We start from the raw sequence: 13,739 nt of genomic DNA on the forward strand, positions 1-13,739 counted from the left end.
GGCACGAGCCCAAGCCAGGCCGCAAAGTCCCGCCCGCGTTTGAAGCTCTCCATCGGCGGAGCAAAGCCGCTGATCGCCAACGCGGTCTGGGGCCCGACACCAGGCATTGTCTGCAGGCGCCGCGCTGTATCTGTCGCCAGGGAAAGGGCTTTGGCCTTTGCCGTTTTGACGTCGATCCGGGCCGTCTTTTCAGCAATCTGTTCGAGCAGATCAATGCATTCCTCGCGCACCAGAGCAGGCAGGTCACTGTTCGGCTCCTCCAGAATAGTCTCAATCCGCTTGATATGGGCGATCCCTTTCGGAATGATGTGACCATATTCGTACAGCACCGAACGCAGAGCGTTCACAAGCTCGGTGCGCTGATGGAGGAGGCGCTCCCGACCTCGGAACAACACAGCGCATGCCTGCTGATCTTCCGACTTCGGCTGTACAAAACGCATCTCCGGGCGCTGTGCTGCAACGACGATTGCTTCAGCATCGGCAGCATCGTTTTTCTGCCGTTTGACAAAGGGCCGCACATATTGAGGTGCGATCAGCTTCACCTCGTGGCCAAGCTTGACCATTTCTCGAGCCCAGTAGCTCGCGCTGCCGCATGCTTCCATCACAACCACAGCAGGCGGCTGGCATGCCATGAACTGCCGGAACCGTGACCGCGTCAGCTTCTTACGGAATCTCAGATGCCCCGTCATTGTCGCGCCGTGAAGCTGGAAAACGTTCTTTGCCAGGTCCACCCCGATCATAGTATCTTTCATTTGCCGTCCTCTCCTTCTTGTGGCGTTGAACACCACGACCTTGGCACATTGCGATGCCGTCTGGGGAGGGCGGCAACCATCCCATCTTCTGCCGCTTCACGAACGGTATGACATAGGCCGGGGCAATCAGTCTTGGCTCATGGCCAAGCCGAGCCATTTGAAGAGCCCAGTAGTGAGAGCTGCCGCACCCTTCCATCGCCACGACACATGCCTGTTGACTAGCCATGAACTTGCAAAACTGCAGGCGCGACAGCTTCTTGCGGAACACAACCGATCCGTCAGCTGCCGCCCCGTGCAGCTGAATGACGTTCTTTGCCAGATTGACCCCAATGATGGTAACCTTTCCATGGATGGCTGCCTCTCCTTTGTGTGGCGCTAACACCACAAACTTGGCACATTCCGATGCCGTCGGAGAAGGCTGGCTCCACCCCATCAGCAAAAATGGCGTGGCGTTCAGCGGTAACGTTGGCGTGTCCGCCGCGCAGCTCCCGTGTTTTAACGGATCGGTGGACATGGCGACTGCGTCTCAGGCGGCCAACGGGTTTACGCGGATTCGGCTGCCGCCGGAGGAGCAAGGGGACGGAACGGCAGTCCGCCCCGCAGCGCACCGGCAGCATTCTTGCCCGCCCCGTCCGCCTAGAAGGCGGGGGGCGGGGTCGCCGAACGGCGCTTGTGGGTGAAGAACGGGCGATCGACGATCGTGGTCCTGACCTTCAGCTTTCGCCATCCGAGCTCACGAAGCGTATAGATCTCGACCCACAGATTGCCGTTGTCCTTGCCGACATACCTGCTCTGGAGCGAGGCGATTGCGATGTTGCGTTTCGCAGTGGGGGACCATGCCGCCGCGGTGATGTGGCCGATTTCCTTATTGCCGTTCAGATAAACGAGCGAATCGACCGCCGGTACGTTGCCTTCCGTGTCCAGGCCGACGAGCGTGTAGCGCGAACTGCCGCTGTTCCGTTCGCGGAGCAGAGCCGTGCGTCCAGTGAAATGCGCGGCTTTGTCGAAGGCGATCATCCAGCCGAGCCCAATCTCGAAGGGCGAGCGACGGCGTTCGGCCCGGATCGCCGTGGCAGCGCTGACGAAATCCGAATTCGTCACGATGAACCCGGCTTCGAGCCGCGCGAGGTTGAGGGCGTTGCTGCCGATCGACGTGATGCCGTAGAGCGAGCCGGCATCGAACAGCCTGTCCCACAGGCCAAGCGCATTTTCCGGCGACAGGACCAGCTCATAGCCGAGGTCACCAGTGAATCCGGTGCGCGACATCATGATCGTTGCGCCGTCGATCACAAAATCACGGATGCCGAAGGGCTTCAATGTCTCGATGCCGGTAAAGCCGGCCTCCTTCAGGACGGTGCAGGACGTCGGTCCCTGGACCGAAAGGCCGGCATAATCCTCGCTGACATCGCCCACTGAGACGTCGAAGCCGACCGCGCTGTCGCAAAGCCAAGCGAAATGCCGCTCCTGGCAGAACAGCATGAATTCGTCGGCGCTGCAGCGGAATAAGGTCCCGTCGTCGATCACCTTGCCGTCGTCGTTGCACCAAGCGGTATATTGCACCCGTCCCGGTGCGAGTTTCGTGATGTCGCGCAGGGTCATCTTATCGAGCAGGGCGGCCGCGTCGGGACCGGTGATCCGGTATTTCACCATTGGCGTCATGTCGAACACCGACGTGGAATTGCGGATGGAGAAATACTCCGCCGATTCATTGGCGATCACGCCGGCGGTCAGGTAGCCGGCCCAGCCGTGCCAATCATGCGTCGTCGAGAGTTCGGAGATGCGCGGGTAGAACGCGGTTTCCTTCAACGGCTTGCGGTAATGGTCGCGAGGAAAGGATTTGTGCATCTGATCGGCGTTTGTCACCACACAACCCTCTGTTTGAGGATTCGCTTTGCTGCATTGAGGCCAGCAAGGCCCCTGATCCCGCCGCCGGGATGGCTGCCGGCGCCGCAGAGCCACAGGCCCTTGACCGGAGTCTCGTATTGCGCCGTCTCGGGTACTGGCCGGAGCATGAACATCTGGTCCACCGCGAGTTCGCCGTGATGCCAGTGACCGCCCGGCAGGCAGTAGCGCGCCTCGAGATCCGCCGGGGTCAGGATTTCGGTGCCGACGATCTGCTGGCGCAGGCCCGCGGAAATGGTTTCCAGCGTTGCGAGAACGTTTTCTAGGAAGCCAGCACGCTGCTCCTCATTCCATCCGCCCTTCAAGGCATAGGGCGCATAGATGGCGTTGATGGACAGGACGTGATGCCCCGCCGGAGCAAAGCTCTGATCGGTCACGGTCGGGACGACGATCTCCAGCGCCGGATTGGGCGAGAAGCGGCCGTATTTGGAGGCGTCGAAAGCCTTTTCGAGCGCGTTGATGCCCGGAGCGACGAGAAACCGGCCGGCCATGCCCTTGCCATCCACGCCGTTGAAGCGCGGCATGCCGTTCAGCGCGATGTGGACGCGCGCCACATTGCCTCTCGCGCGGAAATTCCGGACGCGGCGGACGAACTCGGTGTCGAGATGTCTCGGACCGACGAGGTCGAGCAGGGTCTGATGGGGATCGGTGCCTGATACTACGAGTTTCGCGGCGATCTTCTCGCCGGAGCCCGTCAGCACGCCGGCGACACAATGGTCCTCGATCAGGATCTTGTGGACCTTGACATTGGTCTCGACCGTGACGCTCGCGGCTGTGGCGGCAGCATGGAAAGCCTTGGCGATCGCGCCCATTCCGCCGTTGGGAACAGCGATGGCACTCTGGACGCCCGCAACCTGGCCGGCGAGCCGGTAGAGCAAGGTCAAAAGCGTGTTCGGCGAGCGGGGTCCGAAATGATTGCCCAGCACGGCGTCGAAGGCGAGCGCGCCCTTCAGACGATTGTCCTCGATCTCCTCCTCGAGGACGTCGGCGATATTCATCAGGATCATGCGCAGCAGTTCGCGCATGCTCTCGCGACCCATCCCTCGGATCGAAAGCCCCAATTTTCCGAGCGTCATCCAGTCCGCTAGTTGACCGTTCTTCAGGCGTGGCGGCGTTTCGGACAGCATGCGTCCGAGCGTGTCGGCCAGCTTGAGAAGCTTGGCGCGCAGCTCCCGCCATGCGGCGAGATCCGCCTTCGACAAGTCGCCGTCGATCGTCTCGCCGAAGCCGCCCCGCATCACCAGATTGCGGCCGTCCGGCGAGAGGAGTGTGGTCGGCAGTATGGCCGGGGAAAGCTCCAGGCCATGACGTCCGAGATCGAGCGCGGCGATGACGGCGGGATCGATCTGGTTGACAATATGGGCGACCGGAGATACCTTGTAGCCCGGTGCGAACTCCGCCGTTCGCGCCGCGCCGCCGATCTCGGGGCCGGCCTCCAGCACCAGGACCCGGTGCTTTGACTTGGCCAGCAGGGCGGCGCATGCGAGGCTGTTGTGGCCGGCGCCGACTACGATGATATCAAAGGATCGCATAGGCATCGCTCACCACAGTTGTGTCCCGCTTCAGGTCGCTGAGAATTTCTTTCGCCGCATTGCGGCCGGGGGCGCCCATGACGCCGCCGCCGGGATGGGTCGACGATCCGCACATATAGAGGCCGGAGATCGGCGCCCTGTACTGGGCATAGCCGGGGATCGGGCGATTGAAGAGAATCTGGTCGAAGGTGAGTTCGCCCTGGAAAATGTTGCCTTCGGTCAGGCCGACCTCGGCCTCAATCTCGCGCGGGGTGCGAACCTCCATGTTCAAGATCTTTGAGCGGAAATCGTCGGAATAGTCGGCAATCTGGCTGACCACGGTTTCGGCGAAGGCGTCGCGATCGGCATCGGTCCAGTCCCGGCCCTCGACCTTGGGCGGGCAATATTGCACGAAGCAGCTCATGAAATGCTTTCCCGGTGGCGCCATTGTCGGATCGACGGTGGTGGGGATCATCAGGTCGATGAAGGGATCGGCCGACCATTTGCCGGACTTCCAGTCGTCATAGGCCCGCTCCATGCGTTCGACCGTATCTGTGAAATGCAGGTCGCCCTTGATGCAGGGCGATCCCTTCGGCAGAGCGCGGAATGTCGGCAGGCCGTCGAGCGCGATGTTGAGCTTGCCCGACGAGCCACGGATCTTGTAGTTGCGCACCTTCTTCAGGAACGTGTCCGGCAGTTCCTTCTCGTCGACATGCTTGAGGAAGGTCCGCTTCGCGTCCATATTCGAGACGACGATCCGGGACCGGATCTCCTCGCCGTTTTCCAGAACCACGCCGACCGTGCGGCCGCCGGTCACCAGGAACTTGTCGAGGCCGGCGTTCAGGCGGATCTCGCCGCCATAGGACTGGAGCGATTGCGCCAGCGCCTGCGTGATTGCGCCCATGCCACCGCGGGCATAGCCCCAGGCACCGATCGTGCCGTCGACTTCGCCCATGTAGTGATGGAGCAGGACATAAGCCGTTCCAGGTGACATCGGCCCCAGCGCCGTGCCGATGATGCCTGAGATCGACAGCTTCGCCTTCAGCACTTCCGTCTCGAAATATTCGTCGAGGAAATCCGAGATCGACATGGTCCAGAACCGCATCATGTCGCACATTTCGCGTTCGGTCAGGTCGTGCAACTTCTTGCCGATATAGAGCAGTTCGGAAACGTCGCGCGGGCGGAACGAAGTCGGGTCTGGCGGCGTGCGCATCAGCATCGGCTGGATGAAACGGCACTGGCGGATCAAGTCAGCCGCATAGCGTTCGTAGGCCTCGGCGTCCTTCAGCGAAAAGCGCTCGAGTTCGCGCCGATGCGCGTCGTGGTTCCGGTAGCTCGCGAGTGCGTCGCCGTCCTGGGTCAGGACCGCGCCGCCTTCGAAAGGAAGGATCTGCAGGCCGTGACGCGGGAGGTTGAGGTCGCGAATGATTTCCGGGCGTAGCAGGCTGCACACGTAGGAGCAATTGGAATAGATGAAGCCCGGATAATGCGAACGGCTTGTGGCCGCGCCCCCGACCCAGTCGTTCTTCTCGATGACGAGAACCGATAACCCCGCCTTGGCGAGATAACACGCGTTGACGAGGCCGTTGTGACCGGCTCCCACGATGGTCGCATCATAACTCTTGCTCATATTGCCCTCACGCCCAGAGGGGCCTGTGTCTCTTCTACTCCGTGCAGCAGACGGATCAGATTTGCTCCGAGCGAGGGGTAGACATAGCCTCCCTCCTGGACGAGCACGGCGGGCAGGCCGATCCTGCCGACCATCTCGCCGATCCGGGAAAATCCGCCGCCGGTAACCTTCAACCCGCCGAACGGGTCTTCTTCCGAGACATCGAGGCCCATGGCCAAAACCAGGGCGGATGCCGAGAAGCGATCGATTACGCCTATCGCGATCTCGAGCGCGCTCAGGAATGCCTCATCGCCCGACCCGCGTTCGAGCGGAATATTGACGTTGGCGCCTTCTCCCTCGCCATGGCCGACTTCGGAGGCATAGCCCGAGAAGAACGGATAGAAGCGCTGCGGATCGGCATGGATGGAGATCGTCAGAACATCGCCGCGCTCATAGAAGATCTCCTGCGTGCCATCCCCGTGATGCAGGTCGATATCTAGGATGGCGACGCGATCGTATCGGCTTCGAAGGATGGCGGCTGCAATCGCCGAATTGTTAAGATAGCAGAATCCAGATGCGGTATTGCTCGATGCGTGGTGCCCCGGCGGCCGGCAAAGGGCATACACAGAGCGCTCGCCTTCTAGAACGAGATGGGCCGCAGTGGCTGCGACATTGGCGCTCTCGCAGGCCGCCTCGAACGTATGCGCCGAGATCGGGCAGGCGGCATTGGTCAGGTGAAATCCCGCTTGGCCTTCAACCGCCTGCGGATAGGCGCCGCGCCCGCGACCCACCGCATGCACATTCGGAATGATCTCGACCGCGTTGGGATCCACATGTTGCCACCTGTCCCAACTCGTCTCGAGAAATTTTAGATAGTGGGCGTCGTGGACAGCCTCCCGCGCGCCGGGGCCGTAATCCTTCGGCGGGACGACTTCACAACCCCCAGCTCTGGCCGCCTTGCGCAGGATATCGGCGCGTTCGGGCACTTCCGGGTTCGGAACATCGAAGCGGCTGTTCAGAAAGTGACGCGGCTGGTGCAGCCGGTGTTTGTCCGAATAGACGGTCTTCATGAAATTGCCTGTGAGGAATTGCGGTTGAGCGCGAGGCGATAGACGGCATCGCCGTCCTTGAATTCTCCCGTCGCGACGAAACCGAGCGAATGATAGAGGCGTGTGGCTGTTTCGTTTCCCGGCGTGACCGCCAGCATGATCTCGCGGCAGGCGGTCGTCTCGACGAGGAGGGCGATCGCAGCTTCGACGGCGGCTCGTCCATAGCCGTGGCCCTGATAGTCCGCCCCGATGATGACACGGTGGATCCAGCTCGATTTGTCGTCCGGCTTGAGAACGATATGGCCGACTACGCGCTCGTCGACCTCGACGGCGAAGGGCAGGAGCTCCGGCACATAGGCACATTGGGCGAGCGAGAAGGCGGCCGTGAACACGAAACCCGTCTGGCGCTCCTGAACCTGGAGCCAGGCACAGGCTTCCCAGTTGTGGGCGTCGACCTTGACCAAGGCCAGAGTCGGTGAAGCCATGGCGCTATTCCTCCGGCGAGACAACATGCACGCAATCCAAAGCGGGATCTCGGGCCGGCGCTGGGCCTGATCCAGAACGAATAGGCTATGATGAACGCCAGTAGACAAAGGAGCAGCGCGACCACTACGGCGAGGGCTGGGAACGGCAGTGCGGGTATTGCCGTCGATGCCGCGTTTCATGACCATTGCGACGTCTCGCGATCGAAGGTGGCCGGATTCGTCGACAAGATGACCTGCTGCAAGCGGGGCTTGTCGACCTTATCGCCATTCGCTGTCATCGGAAGCGCTGGCAGGTAGGTGATGAAGCGCGGCACCTTGAAGGGGGCCAGAGCCGTGGCGCAGTGCGCGGCGATGGTCGCGGGCGGCAGCGCGTCGGGGGCGGCTTCGTCGCCGAGGACGATGCAGGCCCTGACTTCTTCTCCGCGCCGGTCGTCGGCAACGCTGACGACTGCGACCTGGCGTACCGCTTCGAGCTTCGAAATCACATGCTCGACCTCATAGGCCGAAATGAACTCGCTGCTTCGGCGAATGACGTCATTGAGACGGCCCTCGAACCTGTACCAGCCCTCCTCGTCCATTGTGAAGAGGTCGCCGGTACGGAACCAGCCGTCGACATGCGCCCGTTCGGTTGCGTCCGGCCGGTTGTTGTAGCCGAGCGAGATGCCGGGTCCGCGAACCCAGAGCTCGCCGAGTTCGCCGGCGGCAGCCGGCTGGTTGTCGGGACGCAGGATCTTCACTTCGCGAAACGGAGCGGGAATGCCGCACGTGGCACTCTTCGCCTTTTCGGTCGCGGCACGCGGCACATAAAGCACGGCGCCCAGCTCCGTCGTGCCATAGGCCTCCCGCGCGATGGTGCCGAACCGGTCCTCGATCTCCTGGCGGCGGGTAGGATTGATGCCGAAGCCGTGGACGAATCTAAGCTCGTTCTCGCGATCGTCGGCCTTTCGCGGCTGCCGCAGCACGAGTTCCGGGAAGTTGCAGTAGTTGATGCCGAGGGTCTTGATCCAGTCGAGCAGCCGCGTCGAGCTGATGCGCCGGGCGCAGCAGAAGGTTGCACGGTTGAACATGGACATGATTAGGACGTACAAAGGCTCCATGTAGAAGAGCGGTTGTGGAACCAGGAGCTTGTCGAGCGGGGTCTCGATTTCCTCGGCCACCACCCAGCCGAGCTTCAGCCAATATTCATGCGTCAGCAGGCAGCCCTTCGGAAAGCCTGTCGTCCCCGAAGTGTACTGGATATTGGCGAGATCGCCTGTCTGCACGGGCTCGTCATCAATTCCGCTACCGGTGTCCGATACCAGGAGTTCGGACCAGCTCACTCCGCCGGGCAGCGCGCTTGCGCCGATCGTCACTGTCGCCCGGAGCTTCGGCATGGATTCGCACGCCAGCAGCTTTTCGTGCAGGTCCTCGACCGTGATCAGGATATCGGCACCTGAATCCCCCAGCACGAAATCGATTTCGCGCTTAGTGGAGTTGGGGTTGATCGGCACGGTGACGGCACCGAGCTTGAGCAAGGCGAACCAGGAGACGAGGTTTTCGAGGATATTGGGCGTCATCAGTGCGACCCTACTGGCCTTGCGGACTCCCAGCCCCTTTAGTCCCTGCGCCGCCTTCCTCGCATCTGCCGCAAAGTCGCCATAGGTAATCTGCCGACCGTCTTCGAAGAAATCCATCGCCATCCTGTCGGCGGAATCCGACGCGCAGGTCTCGAGCAGCTCGAAGAGGTTGTTCGGCAATAGAGTCGTTTCCACGCGGCGGCGCAGAGCCTCCGGCCCCGCATTCGGCTGTGGGATGCTTACTCGAAACATGCGTTCAGATCGTCCTAGGAATTGACGTTGAATTCAATTTCAATTATTCGTCTTTGCCAGCAGCTGTCAAGGGCCCGCGAAGCAACGGTTCCTGCGGTCCAACCACAAAAGGTGCTTTTTGCGTTTTAGAGATCATGTCGCCAAGCTCGTCGAGGAGGCAGCCAGTGCTCCCAAAGGCGACAGGACACGCCTCCGGCTAAAGCTCGGTGCGATCGACGTCCTCGAGCAGATTGGCTATTTGGACGCCCGCATTCCCGACATCGCGCGCGGCGCGGATGTGGCGGTCGGGACCTTCTACACCTACTTCCTTGACAAGAAGGCCATCACGGTCGAACTGATGACCGAGCTGGTCACGTTCCTTGACGACCAGAACCGACTGGCCATCGGCGGTTCCGATCCGTTCTCCACGGTGCTGGCGAAGATCACGCAATATGTGCGGGTCTACAGCTCCAATGCAGGACTGCTCCGCTGCCTGCAGCAGCTCTGCGATATCGACAGCGACTTCCAGGCGCTGTGGAACGACACCAACCATCGGTTCTCCCGAATATTCGCCGACGGCATGACGCGTCGCCAGAACAAGAAGATCGAACGCGAGCTTCTGCAACTGGTCGGCTACGGGCTGGCCGCCATGGTCGATGAACTCTTGCGGTTGATCTACGTGGTCAAGGATCCCCGGCTCGTGGCCCTGGTCGCCTCGAATGATCACGCGGCCGAAATCCTTTCAGTGCTCTGGTATCGCGCCGTCTACGCGCAGGATCCGCCAGCGGAACGGCTGCGTTTTGCAAACAATCTCCTCGCCGCCAAACACATGTTCAATGTCGAGGAAATCTCGGGGATCGGCGAAAACCCGGGACATCGGAAACGCGGAGAACAGAAATGACCGTTCAGCAGGACACCGTGCCTTTCTCATTCGAGAGCGCCGATTCTTTCGTCGGCAAAAGCATCGGCGCATCGAAATGGCTCGAGATCGACCAGCAGCAGGTCGATACATTCGCGAAGGCGACCCTCGATGACGACTGGATGCACATCGATCCCAAGCGCGCGAGCGAGACGATTTACAAGGGCACGATCGTCCAGGGTTTCCTCGTCCTGTCGCTGCTGACGCAGTTCTGGCACACAATGGGTGTCGCCGATCCGAGCCTCGACCTAGCCCTGAATTACGGTCTGGACCGGGTGCGGTTCACCCAGCCGGTGCCTGTCGGGTCGCGCATTCGCCTGCTGACCAGCCTGTTATCGGTCGAGCCGCGAGAGGACGGCAGCAAACTGCTCACCACGCGTAATACTGTGGAACTCGAAGGCACGGAAAAGCCGGCGATGGTCTGCGACTGGAGGACGCTGTGGTTCAAGAAGACCTGATGCCGCAACGTGCCAAGGAAGTTCGCGCTGCATCCGTGATGCCGGGCATCGGCTTGCTGCTGATCGAAGCTCCTCCGTTGAATGTCCTTGCCACGCCCGTCATAGCACGCCTAGCGGCCGAACTCGACCGGTTGGAACGAGATCCGAAGGTGCATTCTATTGTTATAGTCGGCGTCGGCAAGCACTTCAGCGCGGGCGCGGATATCGAGATGCTCGATGCGGATAAGGTGCCGCCGGGGCTTTCCGTCCGTGCCTTCGTCGAACGGCTTGGCCGGTGCTGCAAATTCGTCGTCGCAGCAATCGAGGGCATATGTTTGGGCGGCGGCCTGGAGATCGCCATGGCCTGCGACCTTCGGGTCGTGACGCAATCGGCTACGCTGGGATTGCCGGAGATCAAGCTGGGCCTGATCCCGGGCGCCGGAGGCACCCAGCGTCTTCCCCGATTGATCGGCATCGACAATGCATTCGCGCTGACAACCTCGGGCGAATCCATCACCGGCCTGCAGGCTGCGCAACTCGGGCTCGCCGATGTGGTGGATGAGTCCCCCCTGGAGCGGGCACTGTTTATCGCCGGGGAAACTACGGCTCGGCCCAAAGCTCGCACGAGCGATAGAAGCGTGGCGACTCCTGTCGGCAATTTCGTTCCAGCCAAACGGGTCCAGCCCGGCTACGCGGTGAAGAAGGCGACCGAGGCGATAGAGGCCGCCCGAACCCTCGATTTCGATCGGGGCCTCCAGCGGGAGGCGCATAATTTTGCGCTTTGCCTGCAGTCACCGGCGGCGCAAGGCCTCATCTACCTGTTTAAGGCTGAGCGGCAGGGAAGGTCCGCGGAGGCGGCCAAGCCTACTATTCCGTCCCAGGTCGCCGTCATTGGCGGCGGCGCCATGGGCCGGGGCATAACGCTTGCCTTCCTGGATGCGGGCCTGAGCGTCACTGTCGTCGAGCAGGATGCGGAGCGTTTGGCGCAGTCCAAGCAGCTCCTCGAGGAGCATTTCGAGACATCCGTCCGACGGGGCCGCCTCAGTGCGCAGGCTCGTCAACAATTCGACGAGCGGCTGGCCTTCTCCCACCAGCTGGAAGCCGTCGCGGCGGCCGATTTCGTCGTCGAAGCCATCGTTGAGAACATGGCCCAGAAACGGGCGCTGTTTACAAGCCTCGGCAGGATTTGCAGCGCCGGCGTAATCCTCGCCAGCAACACGTCGAGCCTCGACATCGACGTGATCGCCGACAACGTTCCCAATCCCGAGCGGGTTGTCGGTTTGCACTTCTTCAGCCCGGCGAATGTGATGCGATTGGTAGAAATCGTCGTCAGTCGACGCACCGACGAGGCGGTTGTCGCCACCTGCATGGCGATCGCCAAGCTTCTGCGCAAGGTGGCCGTTACGGTCAAGGTGGGTCCAGGGTTCGCCGCCAACCGCATGCTCGCCGCCTACTTGCGCCAGGCGACGCTGCTTTTGGAGGAAGGCGCCGAGCCTCAGGATGTCGACTCTGCGCTGCATCAATTCGGTTTCGCGATGGGGCCCTTCGCCGTCTACGACCTTTCGGGAAACGATGTGGCGCTGAAAATGGCGCAGGAAAATCCTACCTTGGCACGGGAGGCGGGCCGCCCGACGCCGTTGCTGGAGCGCGTCGTCGGGCTGGGCCGGCTGGGACAGAAATCCAGCCTCGGCTGGTATCGCTACGAAAACGGCAGCCGCGAACCACTTCCCGACACGCAGATTTCGGAGCTGCTCGCGCGGCGGGCTGACGAAATGGGAATCGCAAGACGGGCGATTTCGCAGAAGGAGATCCGGGCGCGATGCCTCCATGCCATTGTCAACGAAGCCTGCCGCATCATGGAAGAGGGGTTGGTCGAGCGCGGCAGTGACATCGACGTCATCTGGACATCGGGCTTCGGTTTCCCGAGGGAGCTTGGCGGCCCCCTTTTCTGGGCCGACCGCTTAGGGCTCGCCGACCTGGTCTCCGAGATGGAGCGCCTGTGCGACAGGTCGGGTCTCGTGCCGGCCACATTGCTTCGCCGGGCGATGAACGAGCGCATCGCGCTCAGCACATGGAGACGTCAGAAATGAGGGAAGCGGTTATCGTTTCTACTGCGCGCACGCCGATCGGCAAGGCGTTTCGCGGTGCATTCAACGCTACGCATGGCGCAACCCTTGCCGGGCACGCGATCCGCGCCAGCGTCGAACGCGCCGGTGTGGCACCCCAGGACATCGACGACGTGATCCTCGGTTGCGGCATGCCGGAGGGTGCGACGGGCCGCAATATCGCGCGGCTTGCAGCGATACGTGCAGGCCTCCCTGTCAGCGTTTCAGGCGCGACGGTCAATCGACTCTGCAGCTCTGGCCTGCAGGCAATCGCTTTCGCGTCGCACCGGGTCATGCTGGGCGAGGCGGATATCATGGTCGCCGGCGGTGTCGAATCGATCAGCCTGGTCGAACCCTTTATGAATATTGTAAGCGAACGGGAGGAATGGCTTTCCGTCCACAAGCCCGATGTTTGGATACGGATGATCGACACGGCTGAGACTGTCGCAGTCCGCTACGGCGTTTCGCGCGAAGCCCAGGACCTCTATGCATTAGAGAGCCAGAGGCGCACCGCAGATGCGCAGGCTGCCGGACGCTTCTCTGAGGAAATCGTGCCGATCGAAGTCACGATGAAGACCAGGGACAAGTCAGGCGCCCAGACCGCAGAGGTCAACATCACGCTGGATAGAGACGAGGGCAACAGGCCCGCGACCACGCTTGACCAACTGGCTGCATTGAAATCCGTCTCGAACCCACACGGCAGCATAACCGCCGGCAATGCCAGCCAGCTGTCGGACGGCGCGTCGGCCTGCGTGGTGATGGACGGCAGGGAAGCGGAACGAAGGGGACTTGAGCCGCTCGGGTTCTTCCGGGGCATGGCCGTTGCCGGCTGCGAACCCGACGAAATGGGGATCGGGCCAGTTTTCGCGGTGCCGAAGTTATTGAGTCGTCACGGGCTCACGGTGGATGACATTGATCTCTGGGAGCTCAATGAAGCCTTTGCCGTGCAGACGGTCCATTGCCGCGACAGGCTCGGCCTGCCGTCGGAGCGGCTCAACGTCAACGGAGGCGCCATCTCGATTGGTCATCCCTATGGAATGTCGGGGGCACGCATGGCAGGACATGGCTTGCTCGAGGCGAAGCGAAGGAACTTCAGAAATGTTGTGGTCACCATGTGCGTGGGCGGCGGCATGGGTGCGGCGGCGCTGTTTGAGGCTGCGTAGCTGTCTCGAGGACATCGGCG

General features: G+C 61.8%; 12 protein-coding genes. 4 read left to right on the top strand and 8 right to left on the bottom strand.

The genetic code is table 11. The features are described from left to right. The 8 genes from EN808_RS31235 to EN808_RS31270 form a co-directional block, all read right to left on the bottom strand. On the bottom strand, positions 1-752 hold a 752-nt coding region (locus EN808_RS31235), incomplete at its 3' end, for an IS110 family transposase (protein ID WP_135917874.1). Continuing rightward, positions 664-1,266 carry a transposase gene (locus tag EN808_RS37855; RefSeq protein WP_189524210.1) on the bottom strand — a complete coding sequence of 201 codons (603 nt, stop codon included), beginning with the start codon at positions 1,264-1,266 and terminating at the stop codon, positions 664-666. The genes EN808_RS37855 and EN808_RS31235, both read right to left, overlap by 89 nt. Before the next feature lie 122 nt (positions 1,267-1,388). Beyond that, positions 1,389-2,615, bottom strand: a complete 1,227-nt coding sequence (locus EN808_RS31245) for an aminomethyltransferase family protein (protein ID WP_245525169.1) — start codon at positions 2,613-2,615, stop codon at positions 1,389-1,391. Further along, entirely contained in the window at positions 2,612-4,186 is a 1,575-nt protein-coding gene (locus EN808_RS31250) for an NAD(P)/FAD-dependent oxidoreductase (protein WP_135917875.1), read from the bottom strand. Before EN808_RS31250 ends, EN808_RS31245 begins: the two co-directional genes overlap by 4 nt. Further along, positions 4,173-5,795: an NAD(P)/FAD-dependent oxidoreductase gene (locus EN808_RS31255; protein ID WP_135917876.1), complete on the bottom strand. Its 1,623-nt coding sequence runs from the start codon at positions 5,793-5,795 to the stop codon at positions 4,173-4,175. The genes EN808_RS31250 and EN808_RS31255 overlap by 14 nt, the downstream gene beginning before the upstream one ends. Beyond that, positions 5,792-6,844: a histone deacetylase family protein gene (locus tag EN808_RS31260; protein ID WP_135917877.1), complete on the bottom strand. Its 1,053-nt coding sequence runs from the start codon at positions 6,842-6,844 to the stop codon at positions 5,792-5,794. Before EN808_RS31260 ends, EN808_RS31255 begins: the two co-directional genes overlap by 4 nt. After that, positions 6,841-7,308 carry a GNAT family N-acetyltransferase gene (locus tag EN808_RS31265; RefSeq protein ID WP_189524211.1) on the bottom strand — a complete coding sequence of 156 codons (468 nt, stop codon included), beginning with the start codon at positions 7,306-7,308 and terminating at the stop codon, positions 6,841-6,843. The genes EN808_RS31260 and EN808_RS31265 overlap by 4 nt, the downstream gene beginning before the upstream one ends. 176 nt (positions 7,309-7,484) lie before the next feature. Continuing rightward, the gene (locus tag EN808_RS31270) at positions 7,485-9,044 is read right to left on the bottom strand and encodes a class I adenylate-forming enzyme family protein (RefSeq protein ID WP_189524212.1); all 1,560 of its coding nucleotides are present in this window, start codon (positions 9,042-9,044) and stop codon (positions 7,485-7,487) included. Positions 9,045-9,234: 190 nt separating this feature from the next. Between EN808_RS31270 and EN808_RS31275 the strand changes: the two genes are divergently transcribed. The 4 genes from EN808_RS31275 to EN808_RS31290 are packed head-to-tail and all read left to right on the top strand — an operon-like array spanning position 9,235 to position 13,719. Next, positions 9,235-9,996 (top strand): TetR/AcrR family transcriptional regulator, encoded by a 762-nt coding sequence (locus EN808_RS31275; protein ID WP_189524213.1) that lies wholly within the window; start codon positions 9,235-9,237, stop codon positions 9,994-9,996. Next, the gene (locus tag EN808_RS31280; protein ID WP_135917881.1) at positions 9,993-10,472 is read left to right on the top strand and encodes a MaoC family dehydratase; all 480 of its coding nucleotides are present in this window, start codon (positions 9,993-9,995) and stop codon (positions 10,470-10,472) included. The genes EN808_RS31275 and EN808_RS31280 overlap by 4 nt, the downstream gene beginning before the upstream one ends. After that, positions 10,454-12,541: a 3-hydroxyacyl-CoA dehydrogenase NAD-binding domain-containing protein gene (locus EN808_RS31285; RefSeq protein WP_135917882.1), complete on the top strand. Its 2,088-nt coding sequence runs from the start codon at positions 10,454-10,456 to the stop codon at positions 12,539-12,541. Before EN808_RS31280 ends, EN808_RS31285 begins: the two co-directional genes overlap by 19 nt. Continuing rightward, on the top strand, positions 12,538-13,719 hold the full coding sequence (locus EN808_RS31290; protein WP_135917883.1) for an acetyl-CoA C-acyltransferase: 1,182 nt from the start codon (positions 12,538-12,540) through the stop codon (positions 13,717-13,719). The genes EN808_RS31285 and EN808_RS31290 overlap by 4 nt, the downstream gene beginning before the upstream one ends. Positions 13,720-13,739: the final 20 nt, after the last annotated feature.

Source organism: Mesorhizobium sp. M8A.F.Ca.ET.165.01.1.1, from assembly GCF_004792065.1.
GTDB lineage: Bacteria > Pseudomonadota > Alphaproteobacteria > Rhizobiales > Rhizobiaceae > Mesorhizobium.